The sequence below is a fragment of the Neobacillus sp. PS3-34 genome, assembly GCF_030915465.1.
In the GTDB taxonomy this organism is placed as follows: Bacteria; Bacillota; Bacilli; order Bacillales; family Cytobacillaceae; genus Neobacillus_A.
Genome location: NZ_CP133267.1, coordinates 1,041,988 through 1,068,105 on the forward strand (window position 1 = coordinate 1,041,988; position 26,118 = coordinate 1,068,105).

At 39.4% G+C, this 26,118-nt stretch carries 25 protein-coding genes and 6 pseudogenes; 9 read left to right on the forward strand and 22 right to left on the reverse strand.

Annotated elements, in window-relative coordinates:
- Window positions 1-30: 30 nt before the first annotated feature.
- A pseudogene (gene fadH / locus RCG23_RS05245) lies at window positions 31-794 on the reverse strand (2,4-dienoyl-CoA reductase).
- Window positions 795-966: 172 nt separating this feature from the next.
- On the opposite strand from fadH, the gene RCG23_RS05250 reads away from it, so the two are divergent.
- Entirely contained in the window at window positions 967-1,251 is a 285-nt protein-coding gene (locus RCG23_RS05250; protein ID WP_308178868.1) for a hypothetical protein, read from the forward strand.
- Window positions 1,252-1,386: 135 nt separating this feature from the next.
- Window positions 1,387-1,863: a YkyB family protein gene (locus RCG23_RS05255; RefSeq protein WP_308178869.1), complete on the forward strand. Its 477-nt coding sequence runs from the start codon at window positions 1,387-1,389 to the stop codon at window positions 1,861-1,863.
- Window positions 1,864-1,892: 29 nt separating this feature from the next.
- Here RCG23_RS05255 and RCG23_RS05260 read toward each other — a convergent pair whose 3' ends face one another.
- A complete protein-coding gene (locus RCG23_RS05260; protein ID WP_308178870.1) occupies window positions 1,893-2,798 on the reverse strand; it encodes a chemotaxis protein in 906 nt (301 codons plus the stop codon).
- Window positions 2,799-3,012: 214 nt separating this feature from the next.
- Here RCG23_RS05260 and RCG23_RS05265 point away from each other — a divergent pair.
- Window positions 3,013-4,166, forward strand: a pseudogene (locus tag RCG23_RS05265) (aminotransferase A).
- Between the two features lie 55 nt (window positions 4,167-4,221).
- On the opposite strand, the gene RCG23_RS05270 reads toward RCG23_RS05265, so the two are convergent.
- The 9 genes and pseudogenes from RCG23_RS05270 to RCG23_RS05310 form a co-directional block, all read right to left on the reverse strand.
- Window positions 4,222-4,413, reverse strand: coding sequence for a hypothetical protein (locus RCG23_RS05270; protein WP_308180188.1), 192 nt, complete (start codon window positions 4,411-4,413; stop codon window positions 4,222-4,224).
- Between the two features lie 50 nt (window positions 4,414-4,463).
- Entirely contained in the window at window positions 4,464-4,832 is a 369-nt protein-coding gene (locus RCG23_RS05275; RefSeq protein ID WP_308178871.1) for a hypothetical protein, read from the reverse strand.
- Window positions 4,833-4,935: 103 nt separating this feature from the next.
- Window positions 4,936-5,814 (reverse strand): NAD(P)-dependent oxidoreductase, encoded by an 879-nt coding sequence (locus tag RCG23_RS05280; RefSeq protein WP_308178872.1) that lies wholly within the window; start codon window positions 5,812-5,814, stop codon window positions 4,936-4,938.
- A gap of 208 nt (window positions 5,815-6,022) precedes the next feature.
- On the reverse strand, window positions 6,023-6,808 hold the full coding sequence (locus RCG23_RS05285) for an SDR family oxidoreductase (RefSeq protein ID WP_308178873.1): 786 nt from the start codon (window positions 6,806-6,808) through the stop codon (window positions 6,023-6,025).
- 264 nt (window positions 6,809-7,072) lie between these two features.
- Window positions 7,073-8,787, reverse strand: a pseudogene (gene ptsP / locus RCG23_RS05290) (phosphoenolpyruvate--protein phosphotransferase).
- A complete protein-coding gene (locus tag RCG23_RS05295; protein ID WP_308178874.1) occupies window positions 8,787-9,053 on the reverse strand; it encodes a phosphocarrier protein HPr in 267 nt (88 codons plus the stop codon). Before RCG23_RS05295 ends, ptsP begins: the two are co-directional and overlap by 1 nt.
- Window positions 9,054-9,385: 332 nt before the next feature.
- Complete coding sequence (locus RCG23_RS05300; protein WP_308178875.1) at window positions 9,386-10,129, reverse strand: glucose 1-dehydrogenase; 744 nt, start codon at window positions 10,127-10,129, stop codon at window positions 9,386-9,388.
- 414 nt (window positions 10,130-10,543) lie between these two features.
- Complete coding sequence (locus RCG23_RS05305) at window positions 10,544-10,738, reverse strand: Spo0E family sporulation regulatory protein-aspartic acid phosphatase (RefSeq protein WP_308178876.1); 195 nt, start codon at window positions 10,736-10,738, stop codon at window positions 10,544-10,546.
- A 125-nt stretch (window positions 10,739-10,863) separates the two neighbouring features.
- A complete protein-coding gene (locus tag RCG23_RS05310; protein ID WP_308178877.1) occupies window positions 10,864-11,058 on the reverse strand; it encodes a hypothetical protein in 195 nt (64 codons plus the stop codon).
- 238 nt (window positions 11,059-11,296) lie between these two features.
- Here RCG23_RS05310 and RCG23_RS05315 point away from each other — a divergent pair, with 238 nt between their 5' ends.
- Window positions 11,297-11,485 (forward strand): YkvS family protein, encoded by a 189-nt coding sequence (locus RCG23_RS05315; RefSeq protein WP_308178878.1) that lies wholly within the window; start codon window positions 11,297-11,299, stop codon window positions 11,483-11,485.
- A gap of 48 nt (window positions 11,486-11,533) precedes the next feature.
- Here RCG23_RS05315 and RCG23_RS05320 read toward each other — a convergent pair whose 3' ends face one another.
- Together RCG23_RS05320 and RCG23_RS05325 are read right to left on the reverse strand one after the other, a co-directional pair.
- Window positions 11,534-12,205, reverse strand: a complete 672-nt coding sequence (locus RCG23_RS05320) for an oxidoreductase (protein WP_308178879.1) — start codon at window positions 12,203-12,205, stop codon at window positions 11,534-11,536.
- 63 nt (window positions 12,206-12,268) lie between these two features.
- A complete protein-coding gene (locus tag RCG23_RS05325) occupies window positions 12,269-12,388 on the reverse strand; it encodes a DUF6254 family protein (protein ID WP_308178880.1) in 120 nt (39 codons plus the stop codon).
- Between the two features lie 128 nt (window positions 12,389-12,516).
- Here RCG23_RS05325 and RCG23_RS05330 point away from each other — a divergent pair, with 128 nt between their 5' ends.
- Entirely contained in the window at window positions 12,517-13,176 is a 660-nt protein-coding gene (locus tag RCG23_RS05330) for a hypothetical protein (protein ID WP_308178881.1), read from the forward strand.
- A 40-nt stretch (window positions 13,177-13,216) separates the two neighbouring features.
- Here RCG23_RS05330 and RCG23_RS25865 read toward each other — a convergent pair whose 3' ends face one another.
- The gene (locus RCG23_RS25865; RefSeq protein ID WP_374049807.1) at window positions 13,217-13,609 is read right to left on the reverse strand and encodes a hypothetical protein; all 393 of its coding nucleotides are present in this window, start codon (window positions 13,607-13,609) and stop codon (window positions 13,217-13,219) included.
- The gene (locus RCG23_RS25870) at window positions 13,579-14,247 is read right to left on the reverse strand and encodes a YkvI family membrane protein (protein WP_374049808.1); all 669 of its coding nucleotides are present in this window, start codon (window positions 14,245-14,247) and stop codon (window positions 13,579-13,581) included. The genes RCG23_RS25865 and RCG23_RS25870 overlap by 31 nt, the downstream gene beginning before the upstream one ends.
- Window positions 14,248-14,465: 218 nt before the next feature.
- On the opposite strand from RCG23_RS25870, the pseudogene RCG23_RS05340 reads away from it, so the two are divergent.
- Window positions 14,466-16,621 (forward strand): annotated as a pseudogene (locus RCG23_RS05340) (AAA family ATPase).
- A gap of 72 nt (window positions 16,622-16,693) precedes the next feature.
- Here RCG23_RS05340 and RCG23_RS05345 read toward each other — a convergent pair.
- Entirely contained in the window at window positions 16,694-18,388 is a 1,695-nt protein-coding gene (locus tag RCG23_RS05345; protein WP_308179970.1) for a M3 family oligoendopeptidase, read from the reverse strand.
- A 343-nt stretch (window positions 18,389-18,731) separates the two neighbouring features.
- Between RCG23_RS05345 and RCG23_RS05350 the strand changes: the two genes are divergently transcribed.
- The gene (locus RCG23_RS05350) at window positions 18,732-18,869 is read left to right on the forward strand and encodes a hypothetical protein (protein WP_308178882.1); all 138 of its coding nucleotides are present in this window, start codon (window positions 18,732-18,734) and stop codon (window positions 18,867-18,869) included.
- Between the two features lie 44 nt (window positions 18,870-18,913).
- Here the strand turns inward: RCG23_RS05350 and RCG23_RS05355 are convergent, their stop codons facing one another.
- A complete protein-coding gene (locus RCG23_RS05355; RefSeq protein WP_308178883.1) occupies window positions 18,914-19,354 on the reverse strand; it encodes a MarR family winged helix-turn-helix transcriptional regulator in 441 nt (146 codons plus the stop codon).
- A 175-nt stretch (window positions 19,355-19,529) separates the two neighbouring features.
- On the opposite strand from RCG23_RS05355, the gene RCG23_RS05360 reads away from it, so the two are divergent.
- Window positions 19,530-21,026 (forward strand): ATP-binding protein, encoded by a 1,497-nt coding sequence (locus tag RCG23_RS05360; protein WP_308178884.1) that lies wholly within the window; start codon window positions 19,530-19,532, stop codon window positions 21,024-21,026.
- 49 nt (window positions 21,027-21,075) lie between these two features.
- Here RCG23_RS05360 and RCG23_RS05365 read toward each other — a convergent pair whose 3' ends face one another.
- Window positions 21,076-22,062 (reverse strand): phosphotransferase enzyme family protein, encoded by a 987-nt coding sequence (locus tag RCG23_RS05365; protein ID WP_308178885.1) that lies wholly within the window; start codon window positions 22,060-22,062, stop codon window positions 21,076-21,078.
- A gap of 127 nt (window positions 22,063-22,189) precedes the next feature.
- Window positions 22,190-22,717, reverse strand: a complete 528-nt coding sequence (locus RCG23_RS05370; protein WP_308178886.1) for a hemerythrin domain-containing protein — start codon at window positions 22,715-22,717, stop codon at window positions 22,190-22,192.
- 232 nt (window positions 22,718-22,949) lie between these two features.
- Between RCG23_RS05370 and RCG23_RS05375 the strand changes: the two genes are divergently transcribed.
- The gene (locus RCG23_RS05375; protein WP_308178887.1) at window positions 22,950-23,150 is read left to right on the forward strand and encodes a hypothetical protein; all 201 of its coding nucleotides are present in this window, start codon (window positions 22,950-22,952) and stop codon (window positions 23,148-23,150) included.
- Window positions 23,151-23,518: 368 nt separating this feature from the next.
- On the opposite strand, the gene RCG23_RS05380 is transcribed toward RCG23_RS05375, so the two are convergent.
- The 3 genes and pseudogenes from RCG23_RS05380 to RCG23_RS05390 all read right to left on the reverse strand — a co-directional run bounded on the left by RCG23_RS05380 (window position 23,519) and on the right by RCG23_RS05390 (window position 26,118).
- Complete coding sequence (locus RCG23_RS05380) at window positions 23,519-23,803, reverse strand: ferredoxin family protein (protein WP_308178888.1); 285 nt, start codon at window positions 23,801-23,803, stop codon at window positions 23,519-23,521.
- Window positions 23,804-25,095 (reverse strand): annotated as a pseudogene (locus RCG23_RS05385) (FAD-dependent oxidoreductase).
- Window positions 25,088-26,118: pseudogene (locus tag RCG23_RS05390) on the reverse strand (electron transfer flavoprotein subunit alpha/FixB family protein). Before RCG23_RS05390 ends, RCG23_RS05385 begins: the two co-directional pseudogenes overlap by 8 nt.

A 26,118-nucleotide genomic window follows, 5' to 3' on the forward strand; every position in this document is an offset into this window, starting at 1 on the left:
GGCTGAGTGACTATCTCAGCCGGGTTTTTTTTAGAAAGGATGGGGACTTAGCCATTGACCGCCGTCCATAGTGATACATTCTCCATTAATATATACAGCGGCATCTGAGCTTAGAAAAAAGGCGAGTTCTGCAATTTCCTCGGGTTTACCAAGCCTGCCTAAAGGAACACTTTCCAACGTTCTTCTAGCTGCTTCCTCCGATTCCCAAAGCTTATCAGCACCCCCTGTTCTTTCAATTGGGCCAGGAGCGATTGCATTTACACGGATTCCATACTTTTTCCCCATTCAACTGCAAGGGTTCTTGTCATAGACAGCACACCTGCTTTCGCAGCTGCCGAATGAATGACACCTGCTCCTGCATTCCAGGCATATGTAGCAACCATATTAATAATACTTCCTTTAATCCCTTTTTCAATCCAATACTTTCCTACCTCACTGCTGCAATAAAAGGTTCCATTCAACACAATATTAATAACTGAATTCCATCCATTTGGACTTAGTTTTTCTGCCGGACATATAAAATTCCCTGCTGCGTTATTTACGAGGATATCAACGGTCCCAAAATGTTCGGTTGTCTCCTTAACCATTCGTTTTACATCTTCAATTTCCCTGACATCCATTTGAATGGCAAGTACCTGTCCTGATTCCATTGCAATCTCGTTTTTTGCTTCTTCAAGCCTCTCTATGGATCTTCCAGTTATTACTACTTTTGCACCAGCCCGAGCGAACTTTTTAGCCATATACTTCCCCATGCCGTTTGAGCCACCAGTAATAATTGCCACTTTTCCCTGCATTTTATTTCCCCCTTTAAAGTGAATGATTATTCATTTTTATCTTATCATAATATATGAATATTCTTACAACTTTAAGGGGCTTTTCTTATAAAATTAGACAGGCGCATTAAATAGCTTATTCCATAAAATAATCAAGAAATACCAGATATAAAATTTAAGAGGAGGTTCCAAGATGAATCATTACTATATGCAACCCGGATATTATAGAAATCAGCCTGATACCCGTTTCTTTCCATTCCTGCCCTTTGTTGCAGGTTTAGCAACGGGAGGATTACTGGCTGTGCCTTTCATTTACGGGAATACGCCTTTTATCCACCTCCATACCCTGCGTTCCCAGCCTATCCACCTTTTTACTCCCCATACGGGATGTATGGAGGGATGTATGGAGGAATGCCCGGTGCTGGATTGCCATATGCACCTATGGCTGCACAACAGTATGTCGTATAATGTTCAATAGAGGCAGGCCAAAGACATGGCCTCTCTTTTTGTGCATTTGAATTACTAATTAATACCTTAGTAACCTTTGTTTCTTTTTTTACAAAAATCAAGGTATAATAAACTGTAACCAATCATAGTGAAAGGAGATTATCTGTTGACACATCCCAGGAATATTCCCCCAACTAAATTAAGCTTAACCGTGGACAACCTCTCCCAGGCCATCTATATTGTCAACCGGCATGCAAAAACTGCACCAAACCCCAAATTTTTGTACCAGTTAAAACAGGAAGCTATAAAAAAAATGATAACAGAAGGCCAAGCAAGGAAAGTAGGGCTTCATTTCTCAGAGAATCCTAAAAACAGCCAACAGCAATCAGATGTGCTTGTCGAATGCGGGAAATATTTATTCCATATTCCTCCCGTTAAAGATGACTTTTCACAGCTGCAGCATCTCGGGAAATTGGATGGTCTTTTCCGAAATCCAAAAGCAAGCATATCGCTTCAGCAAGCAAAAGCCCTTTTGCAAACCTACACAGGTTTATCCGAATCTGAGCAATCAAAAGATCAAACCAATCGCAGCCGCCCCCCTTTTCAAAAGCCTGTTTTTAAAAAATTAGGCGAAAGATATTAAAAGAAGCCGGAAATTCCGGCTTCTTTTCATTATAAAATATACTTATCAATTTTCAGGATTAATTCAGCAATCTCCGGCTTGCTAATTTGTCCTTCAGCGCCGACTTTGTTTCCTTTATGGCGAAGGTCTTCCGTTATTAAAGAAGAGAAAATAATCACAGGTATGGGCGCCATTTTTGGATGCTCCTTCACCTTTTTTGTGAAATGGTGCCCATCCATTTTGGGCATTTCAATATCTGTGATGATTAACTGAACCTCTTCGGCAGGATTCTTTCCCTCACTTACTAAATTTTCAAGATAGTCGTATGCGTCCTGACCATTCTCAAAAAAATCAACATTATCATATCCTGCCTCTGATAATGTATCAAAAAGCATTTTTCTTAAAAGAGGGGAATCTTCGGCCGCAATCAGTTTCTTATCTGAACGCTCTCTTTTCCCCAGCTTTTTTACTTCCTGAACCCTAATACCAGAATCAGGATTGATTTCAACAATGATTTTTTCAAAATCAAGTAATAGTATCATTTCTCCGTTGATTTTAACAACGCCAATAATCTGGCTTTCCTGGCCGTTATACATTCCTGATGGTTTTTCAATATCCTGCCAGGAAATTCGATGAATTTGATTGACACCCTGAACGTGGAATACAATTTTTTGCTTATTAAATTCCGTGACAATAAATTTATCGAGCTGTTGGTTTTCGGAAGGAGGAAATCCCAGAGCATTCGCAATGCTGATAACAGGAAGAACCTCTCCCCTCAATTCAATAATTCCTTCCACATATGGATGGGCGTGAGGAATGGCGACTACCTGTACAGGATTGATAATTTCCTTAACTTTAATAACATTAATTCCGAATTTATTTATTCCTGCATTAAACTCAACAATTTCTAATTCGTTTGTTCCGCTTTCAAGCAAAATGCCCTTATTATTTTCCATACGACGGTCTCCTTTAAAAGTAAACTGGCTAACTATTAATATACCATGAAAAATTAGGGGTGCTTACAATATTTATTTTAACTTTTCAGACAGAGAATTCGTGAAAATTCCGGCTGTTTTTTTTATCCTGACAGTACCCATCCTAACAAGCATAACTATTTTTAAAAATCATGATAAAATGGAAGTATGAACGACGGAAGGATGAATGTCAAAAGTGGAGCACTTAATAAATCATAAAGTAAAGGAAATTGAAATTTCCGGAATCAGAAAATTTTTCAATATGGTAGCAGGTACCGAGGGAATGATTTCATTAACGATCGGACAGCCTGACTTTCCTACCCCACTTCATGTTAAGGAAGCAGCAATAAGAGCTATCGAGGAAGATTTCACCTTATATACCCACAACGCCGGTATACTGGAATTGCGACAGGCAGCAGCAGCATTTTCAAAACAAAAATATGGATTGGAGTACAATCCAGAAACTGAAATCATTGTAACGACTGGCGCAAGTGAAGCGATAGACATCTCGTTTCGGACTATTTTAACCGAGGGCACAGAAGTAATTTTGCCCGGACCTGTTTACCCTGGATACGAACCAATCATCCGTCTCTGTGGAGCAGAACCTGTACATGCAGACATCCGCAGCAACCAATTCCGCTTCACTGCAGACGTTATAAAAAAATACTTAACTGAAAAAACAAGATGCATTGTGTTGCCTTATCCTTCGAACCCGACAGGTGTCAGCCTGACAGAAAATGAATTGAAGGAAATTGCTGATCTTTTGAAGGACCGTGACATCTTTATACTTGCTGACGAAATCTATAGTGAGCTTGTGTACGGACAGGGACATAAATCGATTGCTTCTTTTTTACCAGAAAAAACGATTGTCATTAATGGATTGTCAAAATCTCACTCCATGACAGGATGGAGAATCGGGTTTGTATATGCTCCAGAAAAGATATCAAATCAAATATTAAAGGTTCACCAGTATAATGTAAGCTGTGCAAATTCCATTGCCCAAAAAGCAGCGTATGAAGCTCTTACGGCGGAATCAACGATGCACTGCCAATGAGAGATGAGTATGAAAAAAGAAGGAATTATGTTTATAACCGCTTGTCAGAAATGGGATTCGATGTTGTCAAGCCTGATGGGGCATTTTATTTCTTTGTTAAAATACCTTCCTCCATCCCTTTTAATTCTTTTGATTTTGCACTTGACCTTGTAAAAGAGGCAAAGGTGGCTGTTGTTCCAGGGAGTGCTTTTTCAACCTACGGAGAAGGCTATTTCCGCCTGTCCTTTGCATGCTCAATGGAAACCTTAGCAGAAGGACTTAACCGGCTAAATCAGTATCTACAAAAGTGGAATTAAACAACTTATTAAACATAGTAATGCCCCCAGCATCGAAGGTGGGGGCATTTTATATTTATTCTTTAAATTTACCGTTATTTTTAGGGGCTTTTTCTTTTTTTGCTTTATCCTTGTGAATTTGATTAGCGGCCGCAGAGCCGAATTCATGTGCAAACTCTTCATTTATTGCAGCCGAGTCAAACCCTTTTTTATTCTTTTGCTGAGGGTCGTTTTTCTTAGTACGTTTCGCCATCATCTTTCCTCCCATTTTAAAGTACATCCATAGTATCCAATCTGGGAGAAAAGTTTATTCATCACTCACACCATCTTTCGGATAAACCGAACCTCGCGATAACCTTCGATCCTGTCAGTTGTAAACAGGCCTACCTCGACAAAACTTCCCTTTAAATCGTTGAGGGTTGCCTCCAATTCTCCTGGATTTTTCGGCCTCGGATATCCGAGCCGTTTTATTTCCTCCATCAGAACCCTGAAACCCCCATCCGATTCCACATGGCTGAATTTCAATGGCAATGTTCCTTTCACTTCATTCATCAGCGTTAAATCCCAGCGAATGGGGTTAGCTTTATGATTGTTTCTTTCACGCTGAAAACCATCTATTCGTACCAAATAACGCCCATCCTCTAGTTCATAAAATTTTTCTGCCAGGTCGTCAAACATGGTCATCATTGAACCCTCCCTCTCTAAATTTTTATTAAATCGAGAGGTATTTTAGAATGAAGAACAAACAAAAGGAGACCTCTTCGCTGGATGGCCTCCACTTACCTTAACTTCAATTCTTCCAATATTTATATAATGCCTGTGTTCCGCTATTTTCTTCTCCTTTTTCAGCCAATGTCTCATACATCGATTTAGCAAGTGCCAATCCTGGAACTTCCATATCCATTCTTTCTGCTTCATCAAGAGCTATTTTCATATCTTTAATAAAATGTTTTATATAAAATCCCGGCTCGAAATTCTGGTCGAGCATTCTTGGTGCCAAATTGCTCAATGACCAGCTCCCTGCTGCTCCAGTTGAAATGCTTTTTAGAACATTTTCGGGATCAAGGCCAGCTTTTTCAGCATAAATCATCGCCTCGCAAACACCAATCATTCCGGAGGCAATTGCAATTTGGTTACACATTTTTGTATGCTGTCCGGATCCAGCGGACCCTTGATATACAATGTTAGTACCCAATTTTTCCAGGAGCGGCATTACCTGCTGATACGCTTTTTCATCTCCGCCTGCCATAATGGCCAGCCTCGCTTCTCTCGCCCCAATATCCCCGCCTGAAACTGGCGCATCAATGGCATGAATCCTCTTCATTTTAGCTTCTTCATAAATTTTTTTCGCAAGGGATGGGGTTGAAGTGGTCATATCAATCAAGTAGGTGTTTTCTGTTCCATTTGGAATAAGGCCATTTTCTCCTAAATATACTTCTTCGACATCATGGGGATAGCCTACAATGGTGAAAATGACATTTGCGTTCTGTGCTGCTTTCTTCGGTGAATCTGCCCATTTGGCTCCTCTGTCAAGCAATTCCTGCGCCCTCTCTTTAGTCCGGTTGTAAACGATTAACGGGAACCCTGCATCCAGGAGATGCCCTGCCATGCTTTTACCCATCACTCCTGTACCGATAAAGGCAATTACTGTATTTTCTGGTGATAGCATTGTCATTCATCCTCTCAAAAATTTTATCTGTTTATATTTTAACATTATTTTTATTCTCGAAATAATGATGGCGGATTTTTCGCAAAAAAAATCCGGGACCTGTGTCCCGGAACATGTGCTAATCTCCAAATTTATGCACCCTAGTATTTTATCCTGATTTTATCTTTTTAATCAAATTAATAAGTGAAAGAAAAAGGATTATTAAGCATTAAATCGATTTTACCATTCCACCATCAACAAGGAATGAGCTGCCTGTCATATAGGAGTTTGCATCTGAAACAAGAAAGGAGGCAACCTTGGCAAATTCTTCAGGGTTTCCGTATCTTTTTAATGGAATCATTTCCTTAACCTGGTTTTCGACAGCTTCCCTTTCTACACCAAGCTTTTCAGCATTTATCTGATCAAGATGCTTCACCCTGTCCGTAGCAATCCTTCCTGGTGCGATCGTATTTATTAAAATCTGATATTCCGCAAATTCCTGTGCCAGTGTCTTTGTCAATCCCACGATTCCAGTCCTGAAGGTATTCGAAAGTATTAATCCTGGAATAGGTTCTTTAATTGATGAGGATGCAATATTTAATATTTTTCCTCCATCACGCTTCAAAAAGGGAAGTGCTTCTCTGATAAGACGGACATACGATAATAAATTCAACTCAAAAGAAGCAAGCCAATCTTCGTCCCTCATCGACTCAAAGGATCCCGCAGGCGGACCGCCAGCGTTATTGACAAGGATATCGATGCTACCGAAAAAATCAGCCGTTTTTGAAACCAGCTTTTTTATATCCTCTATCTTTGTAATATCCGCAGCGTGAAAGGACACTTTTCCAGTTCCCGCATTCTCCAGTTCTTTTGCCTTTTGTTCAAGCTTTACGGCATCACGTCCAGAAATCATGACATTTGCCCCTTCTTTAAGCAGCTGTTCTGCGATTGCAAAGCCCAATCCCTGGCTCGACGCAGCTATTAGGGCAGTTTTTCCTGTAAGATTCAAGTCCATTTTATCATCCTCCTATTAATAATCTATTTCTATTATACAAAAGACTGTTTCACAAAGCAGTTTAAGAGATTAATGAATCCTTTTCAATCCCCCTTTGGTTTAGGATAATTCATTAAAAGAACGCAAAAAAATGCCGGCTGTTTTCACAGCCGGCTAATTAGGGGGAAAATGAGAATGATTAGCTTACACTTAGGCTTATCAAAGTGCATGCTTTATCTTTACCCGAAATAACAGTATTGAAACAAAATGATAATTACATTTTGATTACAGTTTTGTAGCGGTTTTAACAGCCGCGATTACCTGATCGGTTGTACTCATAGTTAGTACATTCAGGGCTAGCTGTTTCATTTCTTCCATGCTAAGCTTACGGATTTGAGAGCGTGCTTTTAAAATAGATGTAGCGCTCATTGAAAATTCATCAAGTCCCAAACCTAAAAGCAGCGGAATAGCAGTTTCATCCCCGGCCATTTCCCCGCACATTCCAGCCCACTTTCCTTCTGCATGTGCAGCATCAATAACCATTTTCACCAATCGTAAAATGGATGGACTGTATGGCTGGTATAAATAAGAAACGCGCTCATTCATCCGGTCAGCAGCCATTGTATATTGGATAAGATCGTTAGTACCGATACTGAAAAAGTCAACTTCCTTAGCAAATTGATCTGCAAGGATGGCAGTTGATGGAATTTCAACCATAATGCCAAGTTCGATTTTTTCTGAGACAGTATTTCCTTCAGAAATAAGCTTGTCCTTTTCTTCTTCCAAGATCGCTTTAGCTGCGCGGAATTCATCCAAGGTAGCAATCATCGGGAACATAATTTTCAAATTGCCGAAACTGCTTGCTCTTAACAATGCACGCAATTGAGTTCTGAAGATTTCTTGCTCTTCAAGGCATAAACGGATAGCCCTAAAACCTAGGAAAGGATTCAGTTCTTTTGGAAGCTTCAAATATGGAAGTTCTTTATCTCCACCGATATCAAGAGTACGGACAACGACAGGCTTTCCTTTCATACCTTCAAGAACCGCTTTGTAGGCTTCGAATTGCTCTTCCTCTGTAGGAAGCTGATCACGGCCCATATAAAGGAATTCAGTCCTGTAAAGGCCACTCCCTCACCGCCATTTTCTACTACACCTTTTAGGTCTTTAGGTGTGCCAATGTTGGCAGCAAGTTCAACATGATGTCCGTCAGCAGATACCGATTTTTCGTTTACAAGCTTTGCCCATTCTGCTTTTTGAGCTTCATATCCTTTGTGGATACGTCGGTATTCTTCTACGGCTTCAGGTGTTGGATTAATATGTACTTCTCCTGTTAATCCATCAACGACGACTAGATCACCGTTATTGATTTCTTCAGTAGCTGTTTTGGTTCCTACAACTGCTGGTATTTCCATTGAACGGGCCATAATCGCTGAATGAGAAGTACGGCCACCGATATCTGTTGTAAAACCCTTTACAAACTGCCTGTTAAGTTGTGCAGTATCTGATGGTGTTAAATCTTCAGCTACGATGATAACTTCTTCAGCTATCATGCTAGGATTGACGATTTGGACACCAAGCAAGTGTGAAAGAACGCGTTTTGTAACATCTCTTATGTCAGCGGCACGTTCCTTCATATAATCATTGTCCATTTGTTCGAACATCATAATAAACATGTCTGCTGTTTCCTTAAGGGCATGCTCCGCGTTGACGTTCTCAGATTTAATCTTATCTTCAATTGGTGAAATTAATTCAGGGTCGCTAAGTACTAGAAGATGTGCTTCAAAAATCGCTGCCTTGTCAGCTCCAAGGTCTACTTTCGCCCGGTCACGAATGGATGAAAGTTCAGATTTTGATTGTTCAAGCGCCGTATGAAAACGCGCAATCTCTTGTTCAGCGTTTTCTACTGTCTTCTTTTCAAATGACAAATCGGGCTCTACAAGCCTGTATGCTTTAGCAATCGCAATTCCATTGGAAGCGGCAATACCTTTTAGGAATGTCATTACTCAGCCAAACCTTCTTTTTTCAAAGTTTCTTCAAGAGAATTTAATGCTTCTTCAGCATCGTTGCCTTCTGCACTGATTTTAATATCTGCACCCTGCGCCACACCTAATGACATAACACCCATAATTGATTTTAAATTAACTTTTTTTTCTTTATATTCTAAATGGATCTCAGAATCGAACTTGCTAGCTGTTTGAACTAATAAAGTTGCCGGTCTAGCGTGGATTCCTGTTTCCGATATTACCTTAAATTGTTTTTCTGCCATGTTAATCAGACTCCTTTTAATATGAAAATTAATTTAGAATTACTATAATCATATGCCTGCACCATTAACTTATCCAATTTCACCATTTTAGTCAACTAAACCGTTAAAAGACTAAAAATTAAATAAAATCAGATGAATCCCTTTGTGATAATGCTTATCTTTTCCATCCTGCAGCCAATCATGTAAACCATACGACATAGTTTATCTTTAATAGCAGTATCATAGCATTTTAAAGATATGGCTCACAACCAAAACAGTTTCAAATTCATGACATTTTTAAAAGGAAGCGCTACCATAATAAAAAGTCTAGAAAAAGCCATTTTTTTGCCAAATTATTCTTCATAAATCATCTTTCTAGTCATTCCTCCGTCCAAAATAATATTTTCTGCTGTTATAAAATCATTCTTAGGGTCACATAGGAAAAGACAGCACCTGGCTACATCTTCGGGTTTTCCTACACGGTTGGACAAATGCTGCTTATGGTCTATTTCTTTTAAGCTGTCATAATTTTCGGTCTGGATCCAGCCGGGACTTATACTATTGACAAAAATGCGGTTAGGGGAAAGCGTTCTTGCAAGTGCATGTGTTAGCGCAATAATTCCTCCCTTTGATGCAGAATAGGCTTCCGTATTTGGTTCGGACATAAAAGCCCGCGTCGAAGAAATATTAATGATTCGTCCTCCGTCTTCCTTCATATATTGAACAGCTTCTTTAGAACTCAAAAACACACTCTTCAAGTTTGTATCAATTACTTCATCCCATTGCTCAGATGTCATCTCCATAAATGGTAAGAACTTTGAAATACCTGCATTATTGACCAGAATGTCAATTTGTCCGAATGTCTTGGCAGCTGTTTGAAAAAGTTGTTTTATACTTGCTTCATTTTTCACATCTGTTTTTATAAAAATCGCGTTCTTCTTTTTCCTCTTAATTTCCTCTTCTGTTTCGAATCCCTTTTCTTCCTCAATATCTGCAATGACGACGTTTGCACCATGGTCAGCAAACATTATTGCAATTGCCTTCCCAATCCCGCTCGCTGCTCCGGTAATAATTGCCGTTTTTCCGGTGAAGTCCATTTTCAATTCCTCCCTTTTTTCTCATTCCTTAATTAACACTACCCAATATATTGGTTAGATAAAAATAAAGGCTGTTTTCGTATAATTTGTTACTATTTAAGGAGTAGTTGATTATCACTCCAGGATGCTCGCTTTCCGCGGGGCGGGCGGTGAGCCTCCTCGCCGCACAGCGCCTGTGGGGTCTCACCTGTCCCGCTGCTCCCGCAGGACGTTGAATCAGCTCCCTAGAATCAACACCGCACGAAGGAAATGCGATAGCATTTTCGAGGAGTCTCGCACCTTCCGCTCCAATCAATTTCTTTTTCAACGATTTGCTTTTAAAAACCTATTTGCAAAACAACAATCTTTTAGAAAACAGCTAAAATAAAAAAGACGCATAATCTCAGCAGATTGCGCCTTTGTGCTTTACGAATTTTAAATTGTAGGCTGCCAGGCAGGTTTCCGCCTAAGAGCAAATTGCTGATGAAGATTTAAGAGCAAATCGAGCTCTTTACTCTTCTTTACTGTTTCAAAACTGTTTAGGCCAGTTCGGGAAGCGGCGTGGATCATTTCTTCCCGTTTTTGCTCAATTTCTACTATTAAGCTTCTATAACTTTCAAAACGTTCCATCCACATCACTCCTTTCACTATGTCTATTTTACTATTTTGTCACATATTTTACAATAATTTGATTCGATAAAGCATTAAAATATTTATATGGAATAAAGAGATTTTATGTATAAATGGGTAGCTGTCTAGCTTCTTGGTGCCTTTAAATATTGGTACAAAACATCGCCGCTCCGTTGAGCAATTCCACGGAAATTCTTAAAATCTTCTCTTTGTACCAATATCTGGCGAAATGGCAGAAAATCTTCTTTTTTCACGTAATATTCGTACAACTCGCCTGTTTTTAATTTTTCAAGCACTTCATTGATTAGTACTATATCCATTTTTCTTCCTCCTGTGTTCACGCATCGCAATATTTTGACTGAATATGATAGTAACATATAATCAGCGGAACAGCATTTATGATAAATATATTGGAATAATTGTAAATTAATCAGAATCTTCAACCTTCACTCAATTAATTTATTTAAATTGTCACATAAAAGCCTTTACGAAAAAATAAAAGTAGTGCAAACTGTTATTTATATGGATATAAGCTGCTTACAAAGGGAGAGAGATAATATGAAAAAAGCAGAAGTGGGAAATGTGATTGAATTTCGTGAGGGTTTACAAGGAATTGTTGAAAAAGTAAATGAGAACTCAGTTATCGTTGACCTAACTTATATGGATAATTACAGAGATTTAGAGCTTGATCAGCGAACTGTTATAAATCACAAAAACTATAAAATCATAAAAGAAAGCGCTTATTAATTTATTAAAAGTTTTATATACTCGACGAAAACATTGAAGCAGCCCTTATCAGGGCTGCTTCAATTCGGTTTGTTCTTTTATTTTGTCAGATTCATAAATATGGATTCCGCTCTCTCTCTTCAAAGCAGACACCACCATTGAACAGGCGACCGTTTCGGCCGGTATTGGGGCATATTTTTTCAAACTGCCCTTAAGGAACCCCGAAAAGGGCTTTGCAAACCATTCAGCTGCTCTTTCCCCCAGCCTGAACTCCTCCCTTTTTCCAAGCAAAAGGGAAGGCCTAAAAATATGGACACCTGTAAAAGGCAGTTTTTTAATCCCTTCCTCCATTTCACCTTTCACACGATTATAGAAGATACGGGAATCACTGCTAGCACCCATAGCAGAAACGGTCAGGAATTGTTCAGCCCCTGCTTCAATTGCTATCTTACCGGCTGCTAAGGGATACTCAAAGTCTACCTGTTTAAAAGCTGATTCAGATCCTGCCTTTTTTATCGTTGTACCAAGACAGCAAAAGACGTCATGTACCTTAAAAACCTCTTTAAATTTCTCTAGTTCCGATAATTCAAAAGTGAACTTTTGCAATTTGGGATGTTCAAACGGAAAATCCCTCCTAGTAATAATGGCAACATAATCATAGGCGTTACTATGTAATAAATGATTAAGCAAATGTCCCCCTATTAATCCTGTAGCACCCAGGATCAGCGCTCTCCTGCCCATACAGTCCCCTCCCTTTGTAAGGTGACAGGCACCATCCAAAAATTTGGAAGGTGCCTGTCACCTTTAGTTAGTTTTAGGTGTTTCTTGTGATATCTCTTTTAATGATTTTATTTTACCATGGGGATTTTGATCTTGCTTTCTGACGGTCCATTCCCGTTCTTTTTCACTTTTTGACTTACTCATAGGACGCCTCCTTTCATCACTATAGCTTTTTCCATCTTGACGGAGTTTATTATAAGAAAAAAATTGTAACTCTTTGCGGCTATTGTACGACTAACATATTAAATGGACCGCCATAAAGGAGGGCTACCATGTTCAAATGGAATAGAGTATTAGCAGCAATTGTAATCATGACAATAATACTTTCGGGATGCGGCACTGCAGAAAAGACCATAGTACATATAAATGGCAGTAAGAAACAGGCTCCTGCAGGACAGGCTGAAAAGAAAAAAGCTGATAATAATCATGATGCTAATAAAAGACAGCCGGAAACGGCAATAAGATTATTAGAGCAAAATATCCAATATAAAATGAATGGCCAAGAAATGGAGATTACTGCTTTTTTAAAGCATTCAGACAACGAAGGATACTCCATATATGTATTGCCTGAATATGAATTGACCGCCGAAGAGCCTAATAGGGACATTTTGTTTCTAAAAAAGGATGATTCCATTTTTATGAGGATCGAAGCCATGCCAGCTGATGCCGATAAGCAGGTAATTAAGGACACAATGTTAGGAGAATTGTCTGCAGTTAGTACGGATGTTAAAGAACTGCAGCTTCCGAATGACGAATTGTTTACAAACGGTATCGGACTAGAGGCTTCCAAGAATGAAGACACGATAATTTCCTATTATATTAATACAAATGATCTAAAAGTAAAACTTACCATGCACACAAAAATTAATGCGGACCATCGAGATGCTTTCCTGCAAATGGCCAAGACTATAATGAAAGAAAAACACGAATAAATAAACCCGGCACCTGCCGGGTCTTTATTTTGCATACTGATTATTCCCCCCTTGTTAAGGGCTTCAACCAAAGAAGCACAATAAAGGCCAGACTTACATAACCGAATATTGGATATAGCAGCGAAAGCAAGGTCCCATAATTAATCATGCTGATAAAATAAGTTATAGCAAAAATGGCAATTACCGAAATTATCGTCGGAATGTGAAGATTCTTTTTCAATTGCCTCTCCAGTCCAAACACATTGCCGACTACCGATGTAAAGATTTCCCCATATATAACCAAAACAAAAATCCAGTACAGCTTGGAGGCAGTACCCTTCATGATGATTGCCATCGGAATTTCATAAGATGTAAAACCTGGGAGCATGATGAGGGTAAAGTGGCTGGATATAAGGATTATAGTTAACGCACCGCCGCCAATGATTCCCCCCATTTAATTGCCCATTCATCCTTCACTTCAGCAGCAACAGGCACGAGAACCGCCTGTGCCAACCCAAGATTAAACGCTGTGTATGAAAATGGAGCAATGACTGATTTCCAGCCATCATCAGCATGAGGTATATATAGGAGCTTAGAGATAAATTCGGAATTACCTACCGAAAAGATCATCAGCATTAAACTAAAGGAGACCATTATTGGCACCACAAATGAATTCACCGCAAAAAGTCCTTTGGTTCCTATGATCATGACAATAATAGATAGAAGGATAGTTAAAAAAATGCCCCACTCTTTCGCCAAGCCCAATTGTTCCTCAAAAACGGCTCCTGCACCAGAAAGCATAACGGCTGTTACGCCAAGAAGCATAATAAGCATGAGCGCATTAATTCCCCTTCCAGCCCACTTGCCAAATAAATATTCATTAAATTCCTGATAGGATTTGGCCTCTATTCTGGCTGACATTCTCATCAACTTTGATCCCATAAAAACAAGAAGATATCCGCTCATTAAGATACTGATAAATCCAATAAATCCAAATCGCGAAAAGAATTCTACTATCTCTTTACCGGTTGCAAAGCCTGCGCCTACCACTGTACCGACATAGACAGCCGCAATTTGAAAGGCGGCCCCCAATTTTTTTTCACATCGATCACTCCTCCTTTATCAATATATGAGGAAGAGGACAAACAAAGACGAGCTTTTTTAGGAGCCTGTAAATGGAATAAAATACCTTAAACAAATTACTTGAAAGTCAAAATAGGTCAGAGTATACTATGATTCATAAAGGTCAAATATAGTCAAAGACAAACGACCTAATATTTAATTGTAAAATTCCAAGGAGGTTTTTATTTATGCTATGTCAAATGTGTAGAGAAAACCAAGCCAGCTTACATGTTAACTTAATTATAAATGGAAAGAAAAATGAACTGCAGCTTTGCCATACTTGTTTTACAAAAGAAAAGAATTCTCTCGGTGCAAACTTTGGCCCATCAATGAGCCAGTTCCCACATTTCCCGATGGAAAACTTTTTCAATTCAATTAACCCATCCCAGTTAAATAGCAAAAAAAATACTGCAGGACATGGTAAGGATCCTAACAGTTTTCTTGATCAATTTCGCCGCAACTTAAATCAGTTGGCGAAGGCAGGTCTCATTGACCCTGTTATTGGCCGTGATGAAGAAGTACTTCGTGTAATCGAAGTTTTAAATAGAAGAAATAAAAATAACCCTGTATTAATTGGTGAACCAGGTGTAGGTAAAACAGCAATTGCTGAGGGTCTTGCTGAAAAAATTACAACAGGCGATGTTCCGGAAAAACTTAAGAATAAAGAAGTATATCTTTTGGATGTAGCTTCTTTAGTAGCAAATACAGGAATCCGTGGACAATTTGAAGATCGTATGAAACAATTGATTTCCGAATTGCAACAGAGGAAAAATATCATTCTTTTCATTGACGAAATTCATCTGCTTGTAGGGGCTGGTTCTGCAGAAGGCTCCATGGATGCAGGCAATATTTTAAAACCTGCACTTGCCAGGGGTGAGCTGCAGGTACTTGGAGCCACCACTCTGAAGGAATATCGCCAGATTGAAAAGGATGCAGCACTTGAACGCCGCTTTCAGCCGATTCATGTTCTCGAGCCTTCTCCAGCCGAGGCAATTGAAATATTAAAGGGCATTAAGCAAAAATATGAACAATACCATGAAGTGAGTTATTCTGAGGAAGCTATAAAGGCTTGTGTGACACTATCCCATCGGTATATTCAGGACAGATTCCTTCCAGACAAGGCAATTGACCTTCTGGATGAAGCAGGAGCTAAGCTGAACTTGACATCCGAATACAAGGACAGCAAGCAACTTGAAGATCGACTCAAAGAAATAGCAACCGAAAAAGAAGTAGCACTTCAGGCTGAAAACTATGAAGCAGCTGCAGCCCTTAGAGATGAAGAAGCCAAATTAGAAAAAGCATTAAACACTTCTTCAGCCAATGAGCGTCCTGTAGTTGAAGTTGAAATGATTCAGTCAATTATTGAACAAAAGACAGGAATTCCTGTCGGCAAGCTTCAAGCGGATGAGCAATTAAAAATGAAGAACTTAGAAGATAACATGAAGAATAAGGTGATTGGCCAGGAAGAAGCGGTTAGAAAAGTCGCAAAAGCAATTAAGCGAAGCCGGCCGGACTGAAGCCTAAACAACGCCCAATTGGTTCCTTCCTCTTTGTCGGACCTACAGGCGTAGGTAAAACAGAACTAACAAAAACGCTTGCTGAGGAGCTTTTCGGAACCAAGGATGCCATGATTCGCCTCGATATGAGCGAATATATGGAAAAACACAGTGTTTCCAAATTAATTGGGTCACCTCCTGGCTATGTAGGACATGAAGAAGCAGGACAGCTGACAGAGAAAGTGCGGCGCAATCCGTACAGCATTATCCTTCTTGATGAAATAGAAAAGGCACATCCGGATGTACAGCATATGTTCCTGCAAATCCTCGAAGACGGACGCCTGACTGACAGCCAGGGTCGGACAGTAAGCTTTAAAGACACTGTCATTATCATGACAAGCAATGCTGGTGCAGTCCATAAAACGATTCATGTAGGCTTTGGCAATAATGAGGCTCTTGAGGAGGCAAGTATCCTTGATTCACTTGGCAGCTTCTTTAAGCCTGAATTTTTGAATCGGTTCGACAATATCATCGAATTTAAATCGCTTGAAAAAGAGCATCTTCTTGAAATTGTTGAGCTGATGCTAACCGAATTGAACGGATCGCTTAAAGAGCAAGGCCTTGAGCTAGAGGTAACCCAGGAAACAAAAGAAAAATTGGCTGAACTTGGTTACCACCCTGCATTTGGTGCACGCCCTCTGCGCCGTGCCCTTCAAGAGCAGCTGGAAGACAAAATAGCTGACTTTATTCTTGATCAGCCAGAAACAAAGCATTTGAAAGCTGAGATTGTATCGGGTGAAATTATTGTTGCAGAAAAAACCCACGAATCTATCCAATTAAAAAAATAACTTACCAGAATTGATTTTATTGAAGATAAATAAAAAAGCGAAGCCATTTTTCCGGCTTCGCTTTCTTTTGTTTTAAAGTTTTGTATCATCGACAGAGTTCAACCAGCTATCGATTTCGCCAACTACCGATTCTACACAGCCATCTTCAAACGGAGAAATGAGGTTTGCTGCTTCAGCGAGTTTGGTAAAAGACATGCTTCCGCCAAGCTTGCAAAGCTTAACATAATCCGCCCAGGCTTCTTCCTGATTTTCTCTTGAACGTTTCCAGAATTGGAAAGCGCAAATTTGAGCCAGTGTATAGTCAATATAGTAAAAAGGTGAGTTATAAATATGGCCCTGTCGCTGCCAGAATCCACCGCTCTCCAAATAAGGATTTCCATCATAGTCTTTATGAGGCATATACTTTTTCTCAATCTCTCTCCATTGCTGTTTTCTTTCTTCAGGAGTTGCCTCAGGATTTTCATATACCCAATGCTGGAATTCATCTACAGAAACTCCATATGGCAAGAAGAGCAATCCGCTGCTCAAATGGGAGAATTGATATTTTTCTGTATCCTCTTCAAAGAACAATTCCATCCACGGCCACGTAAAGAATTCCATGCTCATGGAATGGATTTCACACGCTTCATATGTTGGCCAGTTGTATTCAGGAATTTCAAAATGACGGCTTGAATATACCTGAAAAGCATGTCCTGCTTCATGTGTCAAAACATCGATGTCTCCTGATGTTCCGTTAAAGTTTGAAAAGATATATGGAGATTTATAGTTTTCAATATACGTGCAATAACCTCCGCCAGCTTTCCCCTTCTTGGCTACAAGATCCATTAAATTATTTTCTTGCATATAACGGAAAAATTCCCCTGTCTCTTCTGAAAGGTCAGTATACATTTTCTGGCCGTTATCAATAATCCATTCGGGACTGCCTTTTGGTACTGCATTCCCTGATAGGAATTCAAAGCTTTCATCATAATATTTTAATTGCTCGACACCAATTCTTTGCTGCTGACGTTCCTTTAATTTTGAAGCGATTGGAACAATAAAATCCTTAACCTGCTGGCGGAACTTTGCGACCATTTCGGCATTATAATCCGTGCGCATCATACGGTAATAGCCTAGCTCAACAAAGTTTTTATAGCCTAGTTTTTGAGCGATCTCTGTCCGGACTTTTACGAGATCGTCGTAAATGCGGTCAAACTGCTCTGAATGCTCTGCGAAGAATCCAAATTTAGCTTCACTCGCACTCTTTCTTGTTTCCCGGTCGGTCGATTGTGTAAACGGCTCTAGCTGTGCCAGAGTGCGCTCTTCACCTTCAAATACTATTTTCGCTGATGCAGCCAGCTTTGTATATTCAGTTGACAGCTTGTTTTCTTTTTGGAGCAATGGAACAATCTCAGGCTTAAACGTTTTTAATTGCCCTTCCGCAAGAGCAAAAAGCTGTTTTCCCCATTTTTCCTCAAGTTCCGCTCTGAATTTGGAATCAACAAGTGCCTGATAATATTTTGTTACGATACCCTCTACTTCAGGCTGAATTTCATCCATATAATCCTGTTCAGCTTTGTAAAACTCATCATTCGTATCAATCGTATGACGTATATGGCAAAGATTGAACATCGTGCCAATGTCGTTTCGAATTTTATTGATTTCATTCATGGCCAAACTTTGTTCTTCAACAGAAGCCGCCTCTGAAAATTTTTCAAGTGCTGATTGAAAGTTTGCTGAAACCTCCTCTAAATTAGGACGTTTATATGTATACTCTTCGAATCTCATCATTGTACCCCCTTGATTTTTAAAACTGCAAAATATTAATTCGACAGGCGAAAGACATTTTCCTTTTTTCTTCGATTAAAAAAATCCGTTTCTTTTTGCAAAAGGCTCAGTTACGCTTAGTGTTGATTTTTATGAGTAAATGTGGGGAATCCGCTCCCTTACAATATTCAACAGCAGCGTTTAACAGAGCCTTTCAAGAACAAAAGGCGCAAGCGCCCTGGTTAGCCCCGACAGGCATAAGACGAATCACGCAGTCATCCTCGGAAAAGCTATCGCTTTTCCTTCGTGCGATGCGGATGCTGCCGATGTTTTCCTTGTCCTGATTTCTGGAGTGATTTGGCTTATGACCCCGAGCTGCTCCAAGCATCACCTAAAGGTCATGCTTGGAGCAAGATATTCAATGGAGCTATTCAAAGGTGAAAACTGGCTGGGTGCAAAAGCTAGATTAATACAACTTGTAGAAGTTATTCACATCATTTAATTTTATAATTTCCGAGACGAAAAAAAATACGGCATTCGCCGTATTTAAAATTTACCTGCAGGGATTCCAAGTTTTTTTAATAATTCAATCGCTTCCGCTTTTTCATGTTCATCTAAACTGGACATCAGCTTATGGATCTGTATTTCATGGTCTGGAAATATTCTTTGAATAAACTGTTTTCCCTCTTCAGAAATTTGTGCGTAAGTGACCCTCCGGTCTTTAGGGCAGGCAATCCTGTTCAGCATTCCTTTTTGTTCTAGCTTATCGACAACATATGTAATGCTGCCACTTGCCAATAGAATTTTGCTTCCTATCTGCTGCATTGGCTGGTCGCCTTTATGGTACAGCAGCTCTAAAACGGCAAATTCTGTAGGGTTAACGCCATTTTCCTGAATGTACTTATTAACATGTTCATTAATGGCTTTATAGGCTCTTGATAGGACTATATACAACTTTAATGATTGTGAAACTGCTTCTTTTTCCATTTTAATCAATCCCTTTAGTTTCTGAAATATCTCGGATTCAAAATTATTATATGAAATTGTATACCTACTGTCAATTTACCCTTTGCCAGAATGAATTTTCCACGATTACTAAAATAAGTTATACCTTAAATGATATAATGAATGAAAATCATTTCTACTAAGAGGAACCGATATAATGGAAGCATTTAAGAAAAACCTTTTTCTTTATATTGCCATAGTTCTTGTGCCTGTAATAACTGGAGGAATTTACTTTTATCACTTCCTGGTAAAAGAAGACTTTAATAATCGAAAGGCGCATGCAGAGTGGGTCGCTTCGATTCATCAAAAAAGTTGGAATAAATTTATTGGACAGACAGTGACTAGTCTTAAGATTGTTTCGCTATCCGCCGAAATGAATATCAAAAATCCTGAAAAATTAGAGCCTCTACTCAGGCAGGTCCAGCAAAAGGATCCGCGCTATGGAGGACTATATTTATTGGATAAACGCGGAATTGAACTGATAGGTTCCAATCCTTTAATCGAAGAAAATCATTTTTCAAAATTAGCTTATATTCAAGAGACTATTAAAGCGAAAGATACCATTATTTCCGACAAAGGAGAGATCCTTACCAATCACCAGCGGATAATTGGCCTTGCAGTGCCTGTAATGGATTCTGACAGTAAGTTAACAGGCATACTGGTTGCCCATCTAAGAATTGATTATTTTAAAAATTTGATGAAAATCATTACCCCGAATGAAAACCTGCTTATCGTAAATGGCCACCTTTCGCCAATATTAAAAATAAATTTAAAAGGGACAAGCGACTTAAATAAAAATAATTCAGTGTCAACGCCTATAAATCAATTACCATGGAGCATTAAAGTTCAGCTACCCAAACGCAATGAGAAGGAAATAGGGAAAAAACTAAGCTTAGATTTGTTTTACCTACTAATTATCAGTCATATTTTTTATTTGTTAATCCAGTACATGCTGCTTAAGAGGAAGGCTAAAAGAGAAAGACTGCAATATGAAGCACAAAAACTTGAGCTCGTCGGCACCTTCGCAGCAAGTACAGCACATGAGATCCGTAATCCATTAACAGGTATTAAAGGGCTAATTCAGCTTTTAAGTGAGAAGTACAAAGAACCTGAGGATAAATATTATTTTGAAGTGATTGAAACCGAGCTTCAAAGAATTAATGAAATCGCCAGCGAATTTTTGATCCTTGGAAAGCCTACTGCTGAAAAGACTGAGAAAGTAAATATTGCTGATATCATCAAGGAATTGAAACCTCTGATTATCTCAGAAGGTAACATCTACAATGTCCAATGCTACTGGGAAATCACAACAAATGCTGTTCAAGTGAGAGGAATTAAAGACCATATAAAGCAAGCAATATTAAACCTTGCCAAAAATGCGTTTGAATCAATGAATGGTGGTGGTAATTTAACCATCCGCCTTTACATTGATGAAAATAAATGCAAAATAGAAATTATTGATACAGGAATAGGGATATCCAAAAAAGAGTTAGAAAAGATCTTCCATCCATTTTACACTTCAAAGAATACGGGTACTGGTTTGGGTCTCGTGATTTGTAAGCGCATCATACAGTCAATGGGTGGGTCAATTGATATAAAGAGCCAAACCTCCATCGGAACAACCGTTAATATCAGCCTTCCCCTCTCTAAATAATCGTTTTAAAAAGCTTGTACCCAGACGTCAAACTGGATACAAGCTTTTTTTACGATAATTCAACTATCGGCTTATTTAGGAGAATTCTTGTCCTGATTTCCTCAATCATTTTTTGCAGCCTTTCGTTTCTTTTTTCAGGCGGGATTTTCTTTAACAAAACGGAATAAATTGTTACATCCCTAAGCCTAAAAAAGAGCGGAATATGTTCCATTAAATTTTTCGGCACGTCATTGTGCTGCTGATACCCCTCTAGGAAATGTTTAAGAAAAGCTGATGAAAATTGCTCTTTCTCTGCCACTTCCGAATCTGGCCATCCATATAAAAGAGAATAATAAAGAGGAATCGCAATATCCGATGCAAACCAATGGTAAGCGCAGTCATCAAAATCAAAAACATGAACGATTTCTCCATCGAAAAAGAAATTCCCTGTATGGAGATCTGTATGTAGCAATCCAAAATTATCCTGATTACATGGAAGGGAGTGAAGTTCAGCCAACAGCTGTTTGGTATTTTGAATCACAGTCTCATTGGAATCATATTTTTCAATTTCCAAAAGTTCTTCTTCGTGCCATGAAGGGCGGCGTACCACTTTATTCCCTGGCTGGTATTCCTTTGTTAAAGCATGCATCTTCCCAATCGCTTTTCCCCATGCACGAAAAAGGTGCTCATTGAATTCCTCCGAACGCACCTTCACGGCATGCCCAGGGACCTTAGAGTATAAACATGCATAAAACTCAGAACCATCCTCAGCTGCTAATGATTCAACGAGAAGGCTTCGAGAGGATTTATAGGCTATTGGACATTCTACCCCATGTTTATTAAGATAGTTCATCCAATCAAGCTCAGATATAATATCCTCTTCTTTCCGGTGTGAGCTGTGCGTTACCCTAAGGATCAATGGTTCTCCCCCACGATATACTTCATATACGTAATTTTCGAAATCTCCAAGTTTTTTAAAATCTGAAGATAACGTGAATTTCCCTATAAAATCACTTAATATTTCTGGTTTAAATAATACTTCTACTGTAGTTTCCAATTTTTTCACCTTTATCCTTTTAAATAAGATCGTTGTGGTATTGTCTATTACCTTTTAAAATTATAATTTAAATATTATGAATTAAGCAAAATATATTGAACAAAAAAAGAATGACATATGCCATCCTCTACTTGATTTCCTGTATTCTTCTGAAAAGCTCGGCCTTTTCTTCTTCCGAAAGCATCCTTTCAGCCATCGGGAATAAAACATTTTCTTCTTTTGAGAAATGTTCAGTCAAGATAAAATAAGCATTCTTTATGAAACCAGCCAGCTCCTTTATTTTTTGCTCTGATATTTCATCCTTTGCCGATGTTTGTTCAATAAAAGTCCCAATTAATTTTTTTGCCTGGTCATGCTCATACTCCATTACAGCAATAGGGCCAGAGGTGGTTCCAATATATGTTCCCATCATCGGAAATAATACTCCCTCTTCACGTTCAGAATGAGGACCAAGCTCTGCCATAAACTCGGAAACCTTTTCTTTTAATCTATTGAAAGGATTCTCAGCTTGATATTCAGTTTCAATCTGCTTAACTAGAGAAAATATGCCCTCCAATTTATCAAGTAAGGAAGGATGTTCATTTTTCAATTGGTTTAACCCTACAGACAGTTTGCCTGAAACCAATCCACCAAATCCACTCATACAGCCGCTCATTTAAAATGCTCCTCTCAAATCAATTTATACCAACAGTATAGCTAACACCATTATAAAAAGTTGTGACCCTAGTCACTTTATTTCCTTTCAAGCTTGAAAGCAGCTTTTTGGACATGAATTATTCACAATTAATGGAAACGCTTTTATTTTTCATAAAATTTTAACATTTTAATCACAATATTATGGAAAATCCACATATAATATAGTTAAAAGCTATTAGGGAGGGCTATAAATGTACAATCCTCATTATCGGGATTTTTATCAGAAACCATTAATTCCAATCGGCTTGAAAGACAAGCTGGCGCTTATGGAAGCTGAATTTGCTCCTCCGGCTGCAGCACGTTCCACTCACTGGCTCATCGCCTTCAGAAGGCCAGCCTGCATCTCCTGGCGAAGAGTATTTCCATTGGAAGGTCAGCATTTATCCTTCTGATTCAGATGGATCCTTCTCCTGGAATCAACCCTACTATTCTTCACCGCATCTTGATTGCTTCAATAAAGCGATAGATGTGGCAAAATCATTTGAAAATTACAGCCGGAATGATGAGATAACCTCTTCAGGTATACAAGAGAAAATAAGCTAATCCCCTTTCTTTATTCCCCCTGCTTCACCCTTTCTTTTTACAACTCCTTGTGAAAAACCTTACATATAGTGTTAATATCGACATTTCTCTCCAAAATCTACGATTATAAAAATATACATATATAAATAAATAAGACTGTTCCAAAAAAGCCGAATCAATCCGGCTATTTGGACCAGTCTCTTTTATTTGGAAAATATCTTATTTATTACTTTTCCTGTTACGCCATCCGGAAGACAATACCATGGCCGCCTTTTGGATATTCCCATTTTATATTCTGATAAGGACAGCCAATCCTGCAGCTGCCGCATTCATGGCAGCCTTCATATCCGACCTGCATGCGCTTCCCTTCCCACTTGTATACTTCTGCCGGACAAAAGACCGTACAAATCTTGTCAGGGCACTGTGTCATGCACACATCATGATCCAACACAGTCAGATGGGACTTCGTGTCACACTTAAACCTAAGCAAATACTGTTTTTCCTCGATGTTTTTTGTCGACATTTATTTCACCGCCTTCCATGCACGATACATATCTTGGATCACACGGATAGTGCCTCTTTCTGCAGTGATGCTCTTCATGATTTCTTTTTGCTTATCGCGTTTAGGGGTGCCATCAACCGTAAAGAATTTACTCATGGCCTTATTCATTATCGGTACATATTCTTTAAAGTACTGAGGGTATTTTTCAAACGTATGTGCCGCATCTTTGTATTTCTCGAGATCTTTTATTATAAAGCTGTTGTATAGTGCTTCTCGGTAACTGTTAAGGCCCGATTCACTAAAATCATTGCTGTTCTTGGCTCTAATAACAGCTTCTGCAGCCATTTTCCCTGATGACATGGCCATATTTGAGCCTTCACGGTGTATGGCATTGACTAGTTGGGCAGCATCTCCTATCACCAATACTCCATTGCCTGCCACCTTAGGGACAGAACGGAAGCCTCCCTCAGGTATGAGGTGGGCAAGATATTCGGCTGATTCTCCGCCCTGAAGCATCGACTTCAGCATAGGATGATTTTTTAAATAATCCAGAAGGTCATAAGGCTTCAATTTCGCCTTTATCATGCTGGACAGGGTGGTTCCTACACCAATGTTGAGGCTGTCTTTATTTGTATAAAGAAATGCTGTTCCCAAATTCCCCTTTGTAGAGTCACCGAAAATTTCTATTGTCGTGCCCTGGTTATCTTCTAGGTTAAAGCGGTCATTAATCTTCTCTTTCGGCATATTGATTACTTCCATTACCGTAAGGGCGACTTCATCCGGCCTGAATTCCTTATGGAAACCAAGCTGCTTGGATAGCAGGGAGTTGACACCATCAGCAAGAACCACTACATCCGCATATACCTCACCATCAGGACGGTCTGTACGCACTCCGATAACCTTACCGTTTTCGACGATACATTCCATTACTACTGTTTCGTTGATTAATAATGCACCAGCTTCTACTGCCTTTTGTGCAAACCATTGATCAAACTGAGCCCGTAAAACAGTAAAATTGTTATAAGGCTCCATTCCCCATTCCAAGCCCTTATATCCGAAGGAAACTACAGACTCTTTATCCATCATCCAAAAGCGCTGCTCGATTACTGGCCTTTCAAGAGGTGCTTCTTTCCAAAATTCAGGAATCAGCTCCTCTAACTGTTTTCGGTATAAAACACCTCCCATCACGTTTTTGCTTCCAGGGTATTCTCCTCTTTCAATCAGCAAAACCTTAAGCCCGCTCTTGCTGATACAAGAGCGCAAGCTGATCCGGCCGCTGCCCCGACTACGATCACATCAAATTTTTCAGGCATAGCTGAATTCACCGCCTTTTTCATTACTGACTAGTTTAAATTGCTCAATAAGTTTAGGGATAATTTCCATGGCGTCCCCGACAATTCCATAAGTGGCTACGTCAAAAATGGGCGCATTTGGATCTTTATTAATAGCAATGATGAATTCTGAGTTTTTCATTCCGACGATATGCTGAATGGCTCCTGACAAAGCAACAGCGAAATAAATTTTTGGAGTAACCGTCTCGCCCGTCTGGCCAATTTGAAGATGATGGGGAAGCCACCCAGCCTCAACTACATCCCTTGTTCCTCCTACGCTTGCACCGATCGTTTCAGCGAGCTCATATAAAATCTGAAAATTTTGGATGTCTCCCATGCCTTTACCACCGCAAATAATCACATGGGCATCCGCAAGGCTCGCTTTTTTTGTTACGTCCTTCACAATTTGAAGTACTTTTGTTCGCATATCCTCTTCAGAAAGCGATATCGTTTCTTCAATAATTTTTCCTTTTCTTCCTTCATCCGGCTCAAGAGCTTTCATTACCTTCGGCCTGACGGTCGCCATTTGCGGCGGTGTTTTTTACAAAGAATGGTCGCCATAATATTTCCCCCAAATGCAGGGCGGCTGGCTTCCAGCAATCGATTATCTGCGTCAACATCCAACATGGTTGTATCTGCTGTCAGTCCCGTATTTAAGTCAGTCGCAACTGCACTGGCCAAATCCTTTCCATTCGGTGTCGCTCCATATAGAAAAATTTCTGGCTTGTACTTCTCAGCAAGAAGTATTACGCATTTCATATAGGATTCTGTCCGATAATCTTTCAATACGGAATGATCTATGACATATACTTCATCAGCACCGCTTGCAATCACTTGATTACATAAAGGTTTAACACCTTCCCCCAGCAACACACCTGCCAGCGGAACATTTAATTTTTCAGCGAGCTTACGGCCAGCCCCCAGCAGTTCAAGGGAAACACCCTCGATCACTCCTTCATTCTGCTCTATGAATACCCAGACTCCCTGGTATTCCTCCAGTTTCAT